Annotated in this window: 15 protein-coding genes; 7 read left to right on the top strand and 8 right to left on the bottom strand. The window is 48.4% G+C overall.

Annotated elements, in window-relative coordinates; genetic code table 11:
- Nucleotides 1-13: 13 nt before the first annotated feature.
- Together ACWHX8_RS18640 and ACWHX8_RS18645 are read right to left on the bottom strand one after the other, a co-directional pair.
- Nucleotides 14-895 (bottom strand): DNA ligase, encoded by an 882-nt coding sequence (locus ACWHX8_RS18640; RefSeq protein WP_447969638.1) that lies wholly within the window; start codon nt 893-895, stop codon nt 14-16.
- Between the two features lie 22 nt (nt 896-917).
- Nucleotides 918-1760 carry an aldo/keto reductase family protein gene (locus ACWHX8_RS18645; protein ID WP_447969639.1) on the bottom strand — a complete coding sequence of 281 codons (843 nt, stop codon included), beginning with the start codon at nt 1758-1760 and terminating at the stop codon, nt 918-920.
- Between the two features lie 253 nt (nt 1761-2013).
- On the opposite strand from ACWHX8_RS18645, the gene ACWHX8_RS18650 reads away from it, so the two are divergent.
- Nucleotides 2014-2352 (top strand): YegP family protein, encoded by a 339-nt coding sequence (locus tag ACWHX8_RS18650; protein WP_447969640.1) that lies wholly within the window; start codon nt 2014-2016, stop codon nt 2350-2352.
- Between the two features lie 71 nt (nt 2353-2423).
- Here the strand turns inward: ACWHX8_RS18650 and ACWHX8_RS18655 are convergent, their stop codons facing one another.
- From ACWHX8_RS18655 to ACWHX8_RS18665, 3 genes are all read right to left on the bottom strand, one after another.
- Nucleotides 2424-2645, bottom strand: a complete 222-nt coding sequence (locus ACWHX8_RS18655) for a DUF4177 domain-containing protein (protein ID WP_447969641.1) — start codon at nt 2643-2645, stop codon at nt 2424-2426.
- Nucleotides 2646-2690: 45 nt separating this feature from the next.
- Entirely contained in the window at nt 2691-5147 is a 2457-nt protein-coding gene (locus ACWHX8_RS18660; RefSeq protein WP_447969642.1) for an efflux RND transporter permease subunit, read from the bottom strand.
- Nucleotides 5148-5469: 322 nt separating this feature from the next.
- The gene (locus tag ACWHX8_RS18665) at nt 5470-5787 is read right to left on the bottom strand and encodes a hypothetical protein (RefSeq protein ID WP_447969643.1); all 318 of its coding nucleotides are present in this window, start codon (nt 5785-5787) and stop codon (nt 5470-5472) included.
- A 733-nt stretch (nt 5788-6520) separates the two neighbouring features.
- On the opposite strand from ACWHX8_RS18665, the gene ACWHX8_RS18670 reads away from it, so the two are divergent.
- Nucleotides 6521-7033, top strand: coding sequence for a hypothetical protein (locus ACWHX8_RS18670; RefSeq protein ID WP_447969644.1), 513 nt, complete (start codon nt 6521-6523; stop codon nt 7031-7033).
- A gap of 102 nt (nt 7034-7135) precedes the next feature.
- On the opposite strand, the gene ACWHX8_RS18675 is transcribed toward ACWHX8_RS18670, so the two are convergent.
- Nucleotides 7136-7432 carry a hypothetical protein gene (locus ACWHX8_RS18675; RefSeq protein WP_447969645.1) on the bottom strand — a complete coding sequence of 99 codons (297 nt, stop codon included), beginning with the start codon at nt 7430-7432 and terminating at the stop codon, nt 7136-7138.
- Nucleotides 7433-7789: 357 nt separating this feature from the next.
- Here ACWHX8_RS18675 and ACWHX8_RS18680 point away from each other — a divergent pair, with 357 nt between their 5' ends.
- Together ACWHX8_RS18680 and ACWHX8_RS18685 are read left to right on the top strand one after the other, a co-directional pair.
- Nucleotides 7790-8188 carry a response regulator gene (locus ACWHX8_RS18680; protein WP_447969646.1) on the top strand — a complete coding sequence of 133 codons (399 nt, stop codon included), beginning with the start codon at nt 7790-7792 and terminating at the stop codon, nt 8186-8188.
- Nucleotides 8189-8574: 386 nt separating this feature from the next.
- Entirely contained in the window at nt 8575-9549 is a 975-nt protein-coding gene (locus tag ACWHX8_RS18685; protein WP_447969647.1) for a hypothetical protein, read from the top strand.
- Nucleotides 9550-9624: 75 nt separating this feature from the next.
- On the opposite strand, the gene ACWHX8_RS18690 is transcribed toward ACWHX8_RS18685, so the two are convergent.
- On the bottom strand, nt 9625-10335 hold the full coding sequence (locus ACWHX8_RS18690) for a DUF2490 domain-containing protein (protein ID WP_447969648.1): 711 nt from the start codon (nt 10333-10335) through the stop codon (nt 9625-9627).
- Between the two features lie 418 nt (nt 10336-10753).
- Here ACWHX8_RS18690 and ACWHX8_RS18695 point away from each other — a divergent pair, with 418 nt between their 5' ends.
- A complete protein-coding gene (locus ACWHX8_RS18695; protein ID WP_447969649.1) occupies nt 10754-11110 on the top strand; it encodes a TfoX/Sxy family protein in 357 nt (118 codons plus the stop codon).
- A gap of 91 nt (nt 11111-11201) precedes the next feature.
- On the opposite strand, the gene ACWHX8_RS18700 is transcribed toward ACWHX8_RS18695, so the two are convergent.
- Nucleotides 11202-11738 carry a redoxin domain-containing protein gene (locus ACWHX8_RS18700; RefSeq protein ID WP_447969650.1) on the bottom strand — a complete coding sequence of 179 codons (537 nt, stop codon included), beginning with the start codon at nt 11736-11738 and terminating at the stop codon, nt 11202-11204.
- 660 nt (nt 11739-12398) lie between these two features.
- Here ACWHX8_RS18700 and ACWHX8_RS18705 point away from each other — a divergent pair.
- Both ACWHX8_RS18705 and ACWHX8_RS18710 read left to right on the top strand, forming a co-directional pair.
- Nucleotides 12399-14996 carry a glycosyltransferase gene (locus ACWHX8_RS18705; RefSeq protein WP_447969651.1) on the top strand — a complete coding sequence of 866 codons (2598 nt, stop codon included), beginning with the start codon at nt 12399-12401 and terminating at the stop codon, nt 14994-14996.
- A 231-nt stretch (nt 14997-15227) separates the two neighbouring features.
- Nucleotides 15228-17102, top strand: a complete 1875-nt coding sequence (locus ACWHX8_RS18710) for an ABC transporter ATP-binding protein (protein WP_447969652.1) — start codon at nt 15228-15230, stop codon at nt 17100-17102.
- Nucleotides 17103-17138: the final 36 nt, after the last annotated feature.

Consider the following 17138-nt stretch of genomic DNA (forward strand, 5'->3'; position numbering starts at 1 on the left):
CTCAAAGCACAGTCTATTCAGGCCGCTCTTTCCGTATTCGCAGAAATACCGGAAAACGAGGAACACCGTTTTTCGTCAATCCTTGGTAACGAAATGTAATTCGACTGTGCAGAGGCGGAGGATGACGTCTTAGCTCATTCGTTAATCCACTACCAACATAAAAGACCACTCCCTGATCGGTTCGAACTTGGAGCGACCCAACCTGACCGGCAAACTGACCTTTGCCCTGCCGGTAGCCAATCACCGTTGCTTCGGCATCCAGAAACGGCTTCAATTTGAGCACATCGTGAGTTCGACCACGTGCATACCGAGCCATCTTACGATGCAACATTACGCCTTCGCCACCTTGCTCGAGAACTTCCGAAAGCCGCTGCCGTAACGCCTCTTCCCCCTTCACCAGCTGTTGTGCAATCATAGCAAGGTAGGGAGAATCGGTTTGCTCAACCATACGCCGCATGGCCGTCACGCGCTGGTCAAAAACACCGCCATGTTCCGGCAGATCAAACACCATCAAACGGAGACTCCGCCATCCCTCATGTGGTTCGTGTTTTCTCACAATCGAAGAGGTTTTCTCATATTGCCCGCGCGCCAACCACAACTCGCCATCCACAGCAACAGCAGGAAAGTCTTCCGTAAACCAAGCGGGAGCCGCAAACACGTTTCCTCCTCGTGAAATGAGCTGCTGACCATCCCACCGGGCTCGCACTCCATCAAGTTTTTCACTCACCCAATATTGGCTGACATCAATACCGTGTTGATACACCTCAGCCAACATCAGCGCAGGTTTGTCCTTGGTCTCGGCGGCAGACCAGGACACAACACCAAGCAGCATGAGGAACAACACAAACCAGACCTTGCGTAACGAACAGCCACATCGTACGGCAAGAAGCATCATCTGGTTCACCGCAACGAGATAATCAAACGGCAATCATTTCGATACTCTGCACTTCCTCAGGGGACAGGGAAAATTTCTCAACATCCAGATCCTCTTTCATATGTTGCTGGTTTGTCGTCCCTGTCAATGGGAGCATGCCAACTTGCTGCGCAAATCGAAAAATCACTTGTGCAGGGCCAAGACTTAACCGCTCTGCGATGGCCCGAATCTGCGCATCGGCCCAAAGATCCTGATTCGCCGTCAATAACGAAAATCCTTGATAGATGATCTTGTGCGCATCGCAAATTTCTCGTACTTCCTTATCCCATCCCAAGACGGCGTAACAGCGATTCTGCACGAACATGGGCTTAACTTCTGCCTTCTCACAGAGCACACGGAGCTGTCCAGCACTGACATTGCTCACACCAATCGTTTTTGCTTTACCTGATTGAGAGAGACGTTCAATGGCCGTCCACACTTCCCAATCTTCCGCACCTAATCCTCCACGCGAATAGGGCCCATGCAGCACATAGGAGTCGACATACTCCGTATGCAAATGCTCCAACGAGCGTTGAAACGATTGTTCAACCTGCGTCGTAATATCGGCAGCGACATCATACGGGGTTCGGTGGTCCTGCCCATTCACTGGAGTAAATTTCGTCTGCAAAAAAAGCGTCTCCCGCCTCACCCCCTGTTCGGCCAACGCCAATAAGGCTTCACCCACCAGCGCTTCCTGATAGTGAATAATCTGATTGGCGGTATCAATCGCCCGAAACCCCGATGTCACCGCTTGCTGAACAAGTTGAGCCGTCGCATCTTTTTTCCATGCCGTTCCATACATGAACGATGGAACTGCGACATCATTATACGTTGTGTATGCACTCATGTGTCCTCCATATATGTTGACGCACTGCGGTGATGTCCGCATGCCTTAGAACGTAAAACGTTGACGCATTGCTGGATACGTCATGCGTATCTCAAGCAGGAGTATCTGATTTCGTGGGAGTCGAGGTCAAGCAAAACGAGAGGAAGGAATTGTAGCGGGGCTTTGCAATTTCATATGATCATGGCACAATAGCATTCAACGTTTACTTAGGTACGGTCCAGTATCTCATCAGATCAACCAAAGGAGAATTCCTATGGCCATGAAGCACCCGAAGTTTGAAGTGTTTAAGGGAAAGAATGGGAAAGCGTATTTTCGCTTAAAAGCCCGGAGCGGAGAAATTATTCTGGCAAGTCAAGGCTACCACTCCCCGTCGGGATGCCGTCGAGCCATTGCATCAGTGAAGGCCAACGCGAAGCTTGCGAAGCAGTATGAAGAGAAGGTCGCGAAAAATGGGAAGCACTATTTCGTGTTGATTGCCAAAAATATGCAACCAATCGGGAAAAGTGAAATGTATGCGTCCAAACCATCAATGAAAAAGAGCATTCAAGCCGTGATGACAGCCGCACCAGCCGCCATTATTGAATCGGCTTGATGGTACTTCAGATACATGAAGAGGTGTCCGTCCCCTTTCAGCATCGAAAGAAAGGGGATGGAAACTTTTGACTACCGTGCGCGTGAAAACGTAATGACCGCAGCCTCCCGCTCCCAAAATAACAGCAGTCGCTTTTTTTCGATCACCATAAAGGTCACCTCCCAGCCCTGCCGACCGAGCTCATTCATTCGTTCTTCCATTTTTTCAATCGGAAGCTTGCTGGCTCCGAACAGTAAACTGCCCAGCACGCCCTCAGTAATCACTTCGACCTTGTATTCACGAGCGATGGCCATTGCCTGACGTTCCTTTTGAAAACTCTCAACCCACTCTGTCCTACATTAGACCTTGGCATGCTCCAGCTTCTGTTCTGGTCCAAGCGGTTTAAACACTAAGAGTAATGCGGCAAGTAATGTCAGATTGCTCATGAGTGCCGTGAGCATAGCCACTCCTGTGAGGACACCGAAATAAATCGTGGGGATAAAACTTGAGAGAGCCAAGATTGAAAATCCCGCTGTGATAATCAGTGACGTATAATACATGGCGATACCAATACTGCTATGGCACGCCTGTATTGTTTCTCTATAGTTCCGATAGGTGGGAAATTCCACTTGAAATCGATGCACATAATGGATCGTATCGTCGACGCCAATACCAATGGCAATGGCAGCAATAGTGATGGTCATCATATCCAACGGAATACCGACCCAACCCATAACCCCCAACACCACTCCCGCCGCGAGAATATTCGGAATAATTGCGATGAACGAAATGGCGAGATTGCGAAAGGCAAGCATAAACATGACTAAAATACTGACGAACACCACTCCCAATGTCAGAATCTGAGACGTATAGAGGCTCTGGAGTAAATTATTGTAGAGCACCGCCATTCCCGTCAGATGTACCTGCTTTTCAGCAAACTGCATCTCATCAACGAGGTAGGACCGTATCCGTTCAATCAGTTCTTTTCGCTGAAGGTTCGGGGCGGATTCAATGAGACGCATCGTAATCCGAACTTCATTCCCGTCGGGAGAAAGATAGGGATTCATCAGCGCATTTTTGACATCGTCTGGTGTCCATTTTCGCAGTACGGCTAATTCATAATCTTCCGGCACTTTCTGATCATTGAGCTGCTTAAAGACCTTCATGCCAGTTGCGATAGAGAGAACTTTTCCCACTTCAGGCAGCTGCTCTAAATAATCATGAATTTCTTCAACTACCGCTAACCGATCTCCATTAAACCAATAGGTGATCTCGTCAGTTGTGCCGTCCTCGGCAAAGGGATCGTCAAACGGATCGCTCTCCTCCTGTTCGTTCTCTCGTGATGCATAAAAGGCATCATCCGCCTCAATAATAATATCAAGAGGAATCGTCCCGCCTAATTGCGAATCGATCAATTCCATACCTTGGTAAATTTCCGTTGAACTTTTAAAGTTATCGATAAAACGATTTTCGACATTTAACTTAAAAATACCGACAATGCTGATGACAACAAGCACCACGCACCCGATAATCACCACTTTCGCATGTCCAAGAGTCCATGACGCGATGCCAGCAGTAAATTTTCTTGTTAAATCCCGTCGAGCCACAATCTGCTCAGGTTGGATGAGTGAGAGCACAGACGGAAAGAAGAGAAAATTGAGCACAAAGGCCAAGGCGATACCCATCGTCATCATCCACCCAAAATCAATCACTGGACGAATGCCGCTGACGACAAGCGAACAAAACGCCACAATTGTCGTCATTGCCGTAAAGAACGACGGCATGAGCATCGTGTTCATCGTCTCGAAGACAATGGTTTGCTGATTCTTCTCTGGGTATTGTTCACGTAAAATCCGATACCGTACGATTAGATGAATCGTCAATGACATGGTGACAATGAGGAGCAGCGAGGTAAAGTTTGACGAGATCACGGTGACATGCCAGTTGAAAAACCCAAGCAAGCCCACCATGAGACTGACAGAAATCAGGCATGAAGACATCGGAATCAGCACCCACCTGAGTTTTCGAAAAAAGAGTGCCAACGCACAAATCAAGAGACCGGTGACTCCCAATCCAAACACAACAATATCGTGTTCTATAAAGCTAATCATGTCTGACGTGATCATCTGGACCCCGCCAAGATAGAGTTGCGCCTGCTCACGAAATGGCTCCATGACCTTCCGAATGCGTTGCACATTCGAGCTTTGCGCTTCAATGACGCGTGTATGAGCCTCCAAAAATTCCGCGGACAATTTTTCTAATGTCGTCTGCTCTTCGGTCGTCAAACCGGATTCAATCTTCTTTTCGCGAAGCTGATTTCTGGCACGTAACAAGCGTTGATACTGCTCATCAGCTTTAAAATTGACTTGCAGTGCCGTTGTTCGTCCATCAGGGCTCACAAGATTGTTTCGATAAATCGGACTTTCCAAGAATTCTCGGCGGGCCAGTTCGACATCGACTCCAGGAGTTTCCAGCGTCCGGATCGGGGCTCCATCTGTCAGATCGGAAATCGTCACCTTCGGGCTATTTAATAAGGGGACATCTAAGACCGTCACCACGGATTCAACACGTTCGAGTTTTGACAATTCATTCCGCAGGGACTTGAGTTCCGTAAGCGACCTCGGCGAGAACACATCCGCTTGGGGCGAGTAGGTAATGATTAAAAAGTCATCTGATCCATAGGCATCGAGCGTCGCGCGGTAATACTTCAAATCCTGATCGTTCTCCAACACGATCGATTCCGATGAGGCATCAAGTTTCAGCTCAGTGCTGTAGGTGATGAAAAACGCGAACAGAAGAAAGATGACTGTTAGCACAAACAGCGGCTTCTCGATAACAGTCTTTTTGTAGAACCTGACGAACGAAGAAATCATACAGAAGCGAAAATCTTTACCTTTCGTGGTAGAAGTCGATGAAGCTTCACAGCCTTATCGCACAACCAACGAGTTCATCCACTGACAACGCAAGTTGCATGTGTCCACACGCAGCTTGCCGGTTTCAATAGCGAAAATACACACGAAACGTCTGACGAGAGAAAATACACTGAAGAACTTACTGTAACAGAATATTTCTGGAAACAGGGAGTTTTCACATGAGTCGCACGATTATTTTCCCAAACCTGTTTCTACACGATTATGCCTAATACACACTGACAGGTCCATGCTTGATGAAGACCTCTTTTCCTTCGATATAGGCACGGTCAGACCCCCACCAATATTGAAATCGTTTCCAGCCATCGCTTTTCGGCATAGGAATTTCGACCCGAATCTGAGCAGCATCCGTGGTCGCCAGGCTTGGGTTGAGCAGGATGAGTGTGAAGTTGTTGTTGTCCGTAATATAGGCCTTGAATTGACATTCAGGCGGCGCAATGTGAACAGGCTTGTAATCATACGCCGCCATCGTGGACCCGCCATAAAGATAGGCTGCAAACAAGCATGGGATGAGCGTGGAAAACATGTTACCCCCTTAGTCAGTAGGTGGATAATTCATGTCGTGCTATTCACCGAGAGACTTTCAATTTTGAAACTCACACGTTTCAAGCGCCTATCCAGTCTCGCTGTTTTCTCCTATATGTTGTAAATGCATAAAATGCACCATGTCCCTTCAGCTTGACTCGATCTCCATCTCTCTCTATTCAGGAATTCGACATCGAGCATCCACACCATAGAGAAACGAGAGATGCAAAAATATTGACTGCTCATAACAGAAAGTTAGCCATGCTCTCCCGACTACAGCCGTTGTATCGAATCGGATACAATTTCGTATACCAATAGATATGTCGTTGACATGGATGACAGGCCGTCACGTTGCCAGACACTGAACTGACAGGCATCGTGACTCCAGAATGGCTGCGAGCCAGTGCTCGTGAATGACATGACGATTATGTTCTTGGACAGAAACAATAGACCGAAACCACGATCGCGTTCACAGACCAATCCCTCACGTAACCCACCGAGATTCGCGAAGAATTTCTGCTCACATGCAAGCAAGGGCCTTCCTGATTTCTTCGCATAGACCACACGCTAAGCCACTGTTTGTCCAATGAGGGCGTTCTCTCCGGCCCCACTGCAAGGGCCTAAACATTTCCTGGCACACAGGTTGCTCTATACATTCATGAGCGCTACTACGAAGCAAACACCAAAGCCCCAAACGGAGATCTTTCTCTTCGTACAACAGAAAGGACATGATCATGAAACAGCTACACCCTAAAACACACTCCGCAATACTCACTGGTATATTCTTAGGAATCTTGCTGCTGACACCAGCCCAAGGGATGGACTCGGCGCGGGCTGGCCCGAATGAATTACATGATCGTTCCAGTCAATGTGCCTGGGTCCAAACATCGGACACACGCACCCACACAACACCCCACCGCAAAACCTTACACGCAGAGCCAGAAGAAGACTTTCTCGTCAACGAAGATGTGAATATCATCACGGGCTTATATACCCGATCGTATTCGCGACAACAAAATGGAACGATCGATTACAAGACTGCCCGTCAGATTGTGTTGTCAGAATACAATGAATATTGGAATACCGTCGTCGAGACCAAAGAGTTTCCTCTCTTATACTGGGAAGATGGCGATCATGATGGAGCATTTGACATGTGGATTGATCAACAAGGCGATGGGGCTCCGTGTGATATTGTGCCGTATCATATCTTTGACATGACTCAACTCACTCAATCGGCAGGATATTAATAATGCCCATGAACGCCCACGCGTATACCGCTGCGAGAGGAAGGGAATGCATGAATACAAAAGAACCCGTCATGTCTTTACACAAGACACGAGAGCTGCAGATCATGTCCCATATGGACGCAGTCTCCACCCTTTCTCTTGCAAGCAGCTTCTCACTTCATCTTTGTAACGCGGGATAAAGAAGACCAAGATCTGCGAAGGATCGATACGACTCTCTCCTCCCAATCCCAGGCTTTTCCGGCAAGCAGTTTCGTCGCGACTAAAGTCCTCTTCTGTTCCTCCAGGCTTATACAATCCGAAATCGACACTGGCACAACTGGCACTAAACAGTAGTATCGCGATAGGAGGCCAGACCCACAGCAAACCCCAGATGACTCGATACTTGCGACACGTCCTCACGATGACATTGAAACCTTCCCAAATTGAATCGTAGTATCCACGGTATTCATCTCGTACTCATATTCATTCCTCTTGGAGAGGCAATAGTACAAACATTCACAACACAAGGACGCCATCGGAAGAAACGACAAGGCGCAGTTTTCCATTGGCATAGAGTACACAGCTCAACAATCTGCTCAAAACTTAGGCACTATCCCATTGGAGAATGACCAAATATGAACAAGGCTCCTCTCATTCTCGTATGGAAACAGGTAGGATAATAATAGCCAAGCCCATGAAGAATACAGTATATTTAACGAAACACGAGGCAATCATTCTTTATTTTTCATCTCATAAAGATTTTGACGAGCGCATAGGATGGTCCGTCCTACTGAAGAAAGAAAACAACGCGTGCTCATCGTTGATGACGAGCCGGCCGTTCGAAGAACGGTTCGAGCAGCATTAGAGTCCGCCGGTTATGAATGCGCGGAATCTGAAAATGGAGCTGCAGGGTTAGCCTGGCTAGAAGAAAACCACGCAGACCTCATTATTGCCGATTACCACATGCCAATACTCAGTGGGTTACGACTCCTCGAACGAGTCACGGGCAATCATAATGGAACAGCCCCGCCAGTTATCATGCTCAGTGGAGTGTTGAAACAAAAAGACAAGCAGAAGGCAATGGAACTCGGAGCCTATGCCGTCGTTGATAAACCGTGTAATTTTCGAGAACTGGTTGTCACTGTTGGCGAAGCGATTGAATCTTCACAGACCTGACCTCCACCAATTAGGGTGTCGACAACAGAAATAACATCTGCACCATTCACCAAGCATACAATCCTATCGTTCCTCACAATCCAGCCGACCCCCTTTAAGATCCGTCCACACCTATAACCTGCCGCATGTCATGGCTCTCAAAGAGCAGACCGACACACTCAGGTGATGGCTGGACAATTTCTTTTAAAAATATTATAAGTGGCAATTGCTGTTAAGTCTGTACGTAATCGTCACCTCCCCCTCGACTCACACGGCAAGCAAGCGCCGACTACCTGATAGCGTAATACAAACGGATTCTTTTCACCCGGAAATGTTCAATAAGGGCATGCAGGTAGCTGACGCCAGGACAGTCCTATTCATCTTCTCATAAACAGGCAATTCTCATTATGCGAAATATTGTGAAACACGCGCGTCGAATTGGCTATGTATCGGCATCATTATTCGTACTTCTCTTGTCTCATCACGTCGTCCACGCTGAAGCACCTGCGCCCAATGCGCATTGGGGAGGACTCGCCTATCCCGACCAATATCCGGCCTTGCAACTGGGTCTGACCTTAAATCGGTTTACTGAGTTTAATGGCGAAGGGGAACGATTTAACGATATCCGAGAAACCATCGGCCTTAACGAGATTACGTTTAGTTGGACCGAACATCTCGAACGCTTGAAAGGCTGGAGTACGAATCTCACGGTTGGGGCCGGCCCAACACGCGATCAACCTACACGTTACCTCCAAAACCAAGTTGTCCATGAAACGTTGAAAGGCATCCCCAAGGTCCCGGTTCGCGAAAAGCGTCGGCAAACAGACTTTATGATCACCGGCACCTTGAATCGATGGTTTTCGCTTGGCTCGATGGACAGAATCGTATTTGCCGGTTTGGGAGTCTCGTCTGGCAGTTTGTATCATGAGGTCTTCGGACGAATGGGCGTACGCCGGTGGTCGCCAATCGAAATGCTCCACGGCCCATCCGGTGAGGAGAAACCCTGGTGGGTTTCAGTTTTCGGCCCACTGCGTTTTTCAGGAATGTATCGATACTCAAGGGTATGGGAGGGCGCTGCACTTCGTGCGCTGGCGCCGGAATCACACATTGCACAGGGATCAGTCAGCTATGGGTGGATGCGAGAGGATCACTTTCCGCTCTTTGAGGTTGAAGTTGGCGTGACTCTTGATTCCGGTATATTTTTAGATGTCTTGGGCGACTCACTTGAAGAACGTTTTTACTCCGTGGCTATACGGGCCCATCCCTTTACCCTTGAAACCTGGAACGATCAACTCAACAGCAAAGACTTCGGCCCGACCTACGGCGCTCGCTTAATGATTGAGTTGTACACCTTCCTTCCCGAGAGTTGGCAATGGCGCTAGGCACTCCACCTGTCATGCACACACGTTCATTTGCCTTCGAGATGAACACCCGTACGCGAGAGGAAACCCTGTGTCCTACTTGCCCCAATCGACAAACCATTGCATCAAAATAATATGATTCATGGCATTCGGTCCTGTTTGTCTGTTAATGGCTTGATTTTGATAACCGAAGTCCACACTCAGTGAATCACTTAATTTATGACTGATTCCAAGAAAGGCTCGATTTTGATCGAACCCGGACTCCGGTCCACCTTGAAGAGTATTGAGCCCCACAAACACTTCATCATACACCACAACACCCCAACGCTTCTCCGCTCCAAATGGGACATCTACCCGAACCATCTCCCGAGCTCTGAGCGCCGTTCCTCGTGCGTTCCGGATAAATCGCTCTTCTAACCGTGTTCGGCTGGAAACTCTGAAGTCCGTAAAGGCATGCCGAAAACTTAGCTGTTGGTACAATCGATGCTCATCACGAAACTGCGGTTCGTAGTTGGTCACCCAGGCATAGCCTTGCCAGATAGAGAATGACTCGGAAAGTTTATAGCCAATCGCTGGCCGAAGAAGGAGTTGATCAATCTCTGACACGTTGTCCCCGAACCGTGGATTGACTTCAACCCAGCCAAGAAAGTTTCCAGGCAAATGCAATCGATTGTAAATCGGAAACCAGAGCTGGCCATCATGATCAGTTTCTGCCCTGACAGTTTCAGTTCCGAAGCCGACGACAACAAGAAACATCAGCAACATGGCTTGCAATCGTATCTTCGTGAAATTTCGATAAACCTTCAAGTGCACCCTCCTTTGTTAACGTATGTCCTGGCAAATGCCGAGCAGCTGCCTTTCAGGCATTGAGTACATCCGCCCGCCCACCGCCTGCACAACAATACACACATAAAATCTTTCCTACTTATCGGCTTTCCATCCTGGAAGATTATGATCTTTGGATAGTAGGCATGAAAAACATGTAACACATGGCGTTCGACATCAACGAGCCCTTATGTACTCGCACGGCAATAAAACGTAACGTACTTGTCCTCTATAATTGATAACGGAAAACGCCGTCATCTATAGCACATCAAATAAAGATACGAGAACGTTAGAGCATTCATTGTTGACCGTTCTATATCTCCATTTGACGTTCTCATCAGTTACACTGTAATCGTGATAGGCCGTAGAATTAACCTGACACAACAACGAGTCGAATAACATGAACCAATTTATTGAATACCTTCAGGAGATTTTCGTTCGCTTTGGCCCCATTCACGCACGAAAAATGTTCGGAGGGTACGGGATCTATTTCAAAAAAACGATGTTCGGACTTGTGGCAGATGACGTTCTGTATCTGAAAGTTGACGCCGAATTAGCTAAAGACTTTGAGGCACGGGGGTTAGGTCCATTTGAATACTGTAAGGGCGACAAAGTCGTAAAAATGTCTTATTACATGGCCCCAGAGGAAATCCTCGATGACCCTGACGAAGCTGCGGCATGGGGCACACGTTCTTATGATGCCGCGCTTCGATCAACCTCAAAGAAACGGGAAAAATCCAAGAAACGCTCACCGTAACCTTTTCGGAAGTTTCATGAAATACTTCTGTCTCCTTCATGTGTCAATCACTGATCTTTTTTCATTGTTTGCGGATTTTTTCTGGGACTTGTCAATTTTCTTCTGCCAGCAACCGCTGAATTTCATGTTCAGTAGCTTCATAGGCACCTTCGCCTATTCGGGTATACTGAATCATACCCTTCTTATCAATTAAATAAAGCGTTGGCCAATACCGATTTCGAAATAGACGCCACGTTGTAAAATCATTATCAATCGGCACAGCATAGGGTAATTGTTTCTTCTTGATATAGTCTTCAACTCGACTCACATCGTGTTCATATTGAAACTCTGGAGAATGGATCGCAATCACGACAAACCCCTCTGCTGCATATTTTTCATGCCACGCCTTTACATAGGGCTCAATATTGCGGCAATTCCAACATCCAAATGTCCAAAACTCCACCATCACGACTTTCCCACGAAGGTCTGCTAAGCGAAGGGGCTCCGAGTTAAGCCACGTTTCATTGCTAATTTCAGGTGCTTGAGCCCCAACTCGAGCATGTGCTGGAGAACTATTGAACAACAACGTCACAACACACACCCAACACGCAATCATCCCCCCTGATATCGCCAATGATTGAATTCGCATCTACACGCTCCTTTCATACCTTCTAATCATGTCACACGTCTCCCACTACCAGGAAACAGCTTCTCGCCTGGTTGAATACCTGCCATCATCTTATGAAGAACCTGACCTGAGAGTATGGTCATGAAATCGGAAAATATATTACAGATTGACTGAATCTTCCGACTTTGCCAATGGCTGTCTCCTCATGACTCATAAATTTCATGCGAGATTTAACCATCGTTAATAAATATAAACAAATACTTATATATACGTACTCACCAAGCATATAGATACGTAATTTCAGTGACTGCGAATCCATCCAAAGTATGATTTTGGTGAAGGGTAATCGCCCACAGGCTTTGAACGACGAGCCCAAGTCACGACACTACATGTCGTAGGATTTATTCACTTTTCAAACAATATCATCACAAAATTCGCTTCCAGAACCATGGTATCTAAATTGCCTTAACTAGTGCTGACAGCACTTGCGATCTCTTTCCTTTTCTACGTCCGACAGCATCTGTTCATTGTATTCGCCACATAGATCGCATAGAGGCTCTCACATACACATTTCCTCAGCCGTGGGTCAATAATGATAACAACGCATCACCAACCTCAACAAAATGATGGCTTGTTCTCGGACCCGCATGTACTACATTTCATTCAGGGGGTTTGTTATTCATGCTGTTTCATGATCCAATTTTATCATTTCGCTCTGACCAAGATGACGTTCCCTTATCTACGTCGGCTAATGTAGAACGCCCACGGATCCATGGAAAGTTTTTGTATAGAGGCCAGGAGAAATTGTGGATTCGAGGGATTACCTATGGCACGTTTCGGCCTAATGTGGAAGGGGACTTATTCCCAAATCCCATCGCAGTCGAACAAGATTTTATTCGCATCGCCTCGCATGGATTCAATGCCATCCGCACCTATACGTTGCCGCCACGCTGGCTGCTGGATCTTGCGTTTCACCACAGGCTCCTGGTGCTCGTTGGACTATGGTGGGATCAGTTCGTCACCTTCTTAGATGACAAAACACTTGTCCAGTCCATCAAGCACCGTGTCCGGGAATCGATCCAACGCTGCGCCGGACATCCTGCGGTGTTGGCCTATTCATTGGCGAACGAAATACCGGGCCCAATCGTTCGATGGTATGGACAACAAAAAATCGAACGCTTTCTTGAACAACTCTACACCATCGTCAAATCCGAAGATCCTGAAGGGCTCGTCACGTATGTCAACTATCCCACAACCGAATATTTGGACCTGCCATTCCTGGACTTTACCTGCTTCAATGTGTACCTCGAACAACAAGACGTGCTCATCGCCTACCTTGCACGCCTGCAGAATATTGCCGGAGAGCGTCCCCTAGTCCTTGCTGAAATTGGGTTAGACAGTCTGCGAAACGGTCAAGACAGACAAGCCGAGGTTCTCGACTGGCAGATTCGCACCGTCGGGGCCGCCGGAGGTGCCGGAGCGTTTGCCTTTGCTTGGACCGACGAATGGTATTGCGGCGGCCAAGAAATCGAAGATTGGGACTTCGGGTTAACCGACCGCCTACGACAGCCCAAACCAGCTCTGACGGCGGTTGAACACGCGTTTCAAGATTTCCCGATTCGTCCACAACAAGAATGGCCAAACATTTCTGTCGTCGTGTGTAGCTACAATGGATCGCGAACCATCCGTGATTGCCTCGAAGCTCTTCAGCAACTTGCCTATCCACAGTATGAAGTGATTGTCGTCAACGACGGATCAACTGACAATACCGAAGACATCGCGAGAGAGTATCCTTTCCGCGTGATCAGCACCACCAATCAGGGGTTAAGCAACGCCAGAAACACGGGAATGCAGGCGGCCTCGGGCGAAATCATCGCCTACACCGACGATGACGCCTATCCTGATCCGCATTGGCTTACCTATCTCGCACATATGTTCCTCACAACTTCACATGCCGCCATCGGAGGACCAAACCTGCCCCCGAAAGACGACGGCTGGACTGCTGAATGTGTGGCTCATGCACCCGGTGGCCCCATTCATGTCCTCTTAGACGATCAGCTGGCAGAACATATTCCTGGATGCAATATGGCGTTCAGAACAAGCCACCTTCAAGCCATCGGCGGATTCGATCCACAATACCGCACCGCAGGCGATGACGTAGATATATGCTGGCGGTTACAAGAACAAGGATGGACGATTGGATTTCACGCATCGGCCCAGGTCTGGCACCATCGACGAAATTCTATTCGTGCATACTGGAAACAACAACGCGGGTATGGTCGTGCCGAAGCTTTGTTAGAAAAAAAATGGCCGCAAAAATACAATGTCGCCGGACACCTCTCATGGAAAGGAAGACTGTATGGCAAGGGCAGTGCCAATCCATGTGCATGGAGAACATCACGCATTTACCACGGCGTGTGGGGAAGCGCACCCTTTCAACTGCTGTATCAGGGGAATCCTTCAACCACACTCTCCATCCTCCAGATGCCTGAGTGGAATTTAGCCATCGTCATCCTGGCAATTCTTTCAATCAGTGGCGTGATCTGGACACCATTAGCACTGGCCATTCCCTTCCTGATCAGCGCACTAGGAACTGGGGTGTTCTTGGCCTATCGGCAAGCGAAGAAAAGTCCGTTTGAAGTGCCGCACTCACCTCTTCTTCGCCTTCGATCGAAAGTGGTGACGACAGGACTGCACCTGCTCCAACCGATCGCACGGTTAACAGGACGGTTGTCCTCAGGGTTAACGCCTTGGAGAACACATCTCTCTGAAAAGCTGCTTCTTCCATCATCCCATCGGTTTACCGCATGGAGTGAACATTGGCAGGCTTCTTCTGATCGATTAGAGACAATCGAGACGATCATTCAGGAAAAACGAATGGCGGTTCACCGAGGTGACGACTTTGATCGATGGGACTTATATATCAAACCTGGCGTACTCGGAGGTAGCCGTGTCCGCATGGTGATTGAAGAGCATGGAAAAGGGAAACAACTGATTCATTGCCGCACCTGGCCAATATATTCAAAAATTGCCGTCACAGGCATTGCCGTACTCGGGTTATTGGGGACATGGGCGCTGATCGACCAGGCATGGATATTTGGCACTATCTTGATGAGCGCGCTCCTGTTCCTTTCGCTCAGGACTCAACAAGAGTATTCATCAGCGGCACTCGCCACCAAGGAGGGGTTATTGGCCACCGTCGAATGCCATACGCACCAAAAGTCTATCGTTGAAGAACAAGAATCATTATTTCCTGAGCCTGCAGTACTTGTCGATTAATCTGAAGGCATTCCACGAGCTGATCATGGTTTGGGATTCGACGCTTGCACGGCAATAACACAATGAAACCGACATCATCACAGTGTGACTATGGCGAATCCAAATACGTGCTAAACAGGAAAATACAACTATAGTGAATCCTCATACATTTCCGTTGAGCCACCCTGACTTTCCCTGCGAAATGAAGGACTTCAAGATACGGAAGTTCATGGAATCGGCTATAGCATACATATGATACATCACGATACCCAGCACACACGGCAACATACGAGTACGTGGCAACTCTCAGCCTGGCTCCTTCGCCTGTGTGGAAGCGGGGAAGAAGTCAAAATTCTACTGGGCGTCTTACTCCTCCTCGGAGGATCCGCGTTTGCCTTGCTGCAACCATGGCCATTGAAACTCGTCGTCGACTCGGTACTGGGAAATCACGAAGCCCCAGCTATGATAGCGGACCTCACCACCTGGGCTTCCCAATTGATGCCATGGCTATTTGCTGATCGGGACACTGCGCTCCTACTCATTCTCTGTACTGGAATTTTACTGATCCAACTTGTCATGGGTGGGCTGACGGTCTTGAGCACCTATATCCTCGTAGCCGTTGGCCTTCGTATGGTGTTCAGATTGCGATGCCGTCTCTTTGATCACCTGCAAAGGCTCTCTCTCACCTTCCATGATACAACAACAGTCGGGGATTCCCTGTATCGAGTGACATGGGATACCTACTGCGTCCAGGCCTTATTCAACACCGGGCTCATTCCCGCATTGCTGTCCTCATTCACATTGTTCGGGATTACCGGCATCATGCTCTTTGTTGATTGGTTATTGACGCTGGTGGCCTTGGCTATTGGCATCCCGCTCTTGATCTTGATTCGAAAATTGGATCGCCCCATGCGAGACCGATCACTACGAGCGGCACAACGTGACAGCGATATTAGCACTCGAGTCCAGGAAACCTTATCGTCAATCCGTGCCGTGCAAGCGTTTGGACGAGAAGCCTCAGAGAGTCAACGCTTCGGTCATCACGCCAACGCCAGTCTTCAGGCCACGTTGCGATTGACGGTACTGCAGAGCGGATCACAAGCACTCGTCGGAATTTTACTGGCCGTCGGCACAGCAGCCGTAATTGGTATCGGGGCATGGCGGGTACTGCAGGGCGTGTTGACCGTCGGAGACATCGTCTTGCTCGTCTCCTATTTAACGATGCTGTACAAACCACTGGAAACATTAGCCTACACCGCAGCAACGGTTCAAAATGCGGCGGCAGGCGCAAGCCGCGTACGGAATATCCTTCATCGAATTCCAGACGTCAGAGATCAGGCAGGCGCAATTCCGCTCTCCGAAAAAACTGCCGGTCCGATTACCTTCGACTATGTGAGCTTTGCCTACAACTCGGGCAAAGACGTCCTACACGATATCTGCCTGGAAATCCAGGCAGGACAGGCCGTCGCACTCGTCGGCCATTCCGGCGCGGGGAAAACTACCTTGGTCAATCTTGTCATGCGATTTTATGATCCGACGAAAGGACAACTGCGACTCAACGGCATTCCCGTTCAACATCTGACATTAGAATCCTTACGGCAAAACATATCTCTGGTCTTACAAGAACCTGTCTTATTTTGTTCATCCATTCGCGAAAACATTGCCTACGGTCGCCCCCACGCCAGGCATGACGAGATTGAAGCCGCATCACGAGCCGCAGGCGCACATGATTTTATCCTGTCTCTCGCACAGGGGTATGAAACGCACATTGGCGAACGTGGCATCACGCTGTCAGGCGGCCAACGACAACGCATCTCGATTGCGCGTGCGTTTCTTAAGGACGCGCCAATCCTCATTCTTGATGAACCAACCAGCGCTCTCGATTCAACAACCGAACAACATGTGCTGGAAGCGCTTCAACGACTCATGAAAGACCGGACAACGCTGATCATTGCACATCGACTGTCAACCGTGCGGGATGCCGATCACATCGTGGTCCTTCAAGACGGAAAGATTGTCGAACGCGGATCCCACACAGATTTACTACAATTAGAAGGACATTACGCTCGCCTGTATTGCACGCAAGTTGGCATTCAACCAATGACCCCACGTGAAGTTCCCATCTAACTCAATTTCAACACACACACGTGACTCTTGGAGACG

The organism is Nitrospira sp. M1, assembly GCF_965152605.1.

Coding starts and splice junctions, on each gene's coding strand:
- ACWHX8_RS18640 (WP_447969638.1), bottom strand. CDS start 895: ATGATGCTTCTTGCCGTACGATGTGGCTGTTCGTTACGCAAGGTCTGG.
- ACWHX8_RS18645 (WP_447969639.1), bottom strand. CDS start 1,760: ATGAGTGCATACACAACGTATAATGATGTCGCAGTTCCATCGTTCATG.
- ACWHX8_RS18650 (WP_447969640.1), top strand. CDS start 2,014: ATGGCCATGAAGCACCCGAAGTTTGAAGTGTTTAAGGGAAAGAATGGG.
- ACWHX8_RS18655 (WP_447969641.1), bottom strand. CDS start 2,645: ATGGCCATCGCTCGTGAATACAAGGTCGAAGTGATTACTGAGGGCGTG.
- ACWHX8_RS18665 (WP_447969643.1), bottom strand. CDS start 5,787: ATGTTTTCCACGCTCATCCCATGCTTGTTTGCAGCCTATCTTTATGGC.
- ACWHX8_RS18670 (WP_447969644.1), top strand. CDS start 6,521: ATGAAACAGCTACACCCTAAAACACACTCCGCAATACTCACTGGTATA.
- ACWHX8_RS18680 (WP_447969646.1), top strand. CDS start 7,790: ATGGTCCGTCCTACTGAAGAAAGAAAACAACGCGTGCTCATCGTTGAT.
- ACWHX8_RS18685 (WP_447969647.1), top strand. CDS start 8,575: ATGCGAAATATTGTGAAACACGCGCGTCGAATTGGCTATGTATCGGCA.
- ACWHX8_RS18695 (WP_447969649.1), top strand. CDS start 10,754: ATGAACCAATTTATTGAATACCTTCAGGAGATTTTCGTTCGCTTTGGC.
- ACWHX8_RS18700 (WP_447969650.1), bottom strand. CDS start 11,738: ATGCGAATTCAATCATTGGCGATATCAGGGGGGATGATTGCGTGTTGG.
- ACWHX8_RS18705 (WP_447969651.1), top strand. CDS start 12,399: ATGCTGTTTCATGATCCAATTTTATCATTTCGCTCTGACCAAGATGAC.
- ACWHX8_RS18710 (WP_447969652.1), top strand. CDS start 15,228: ATGATACATCACGATACCCAGCACACACGGCAACATACGAGTACGTGG.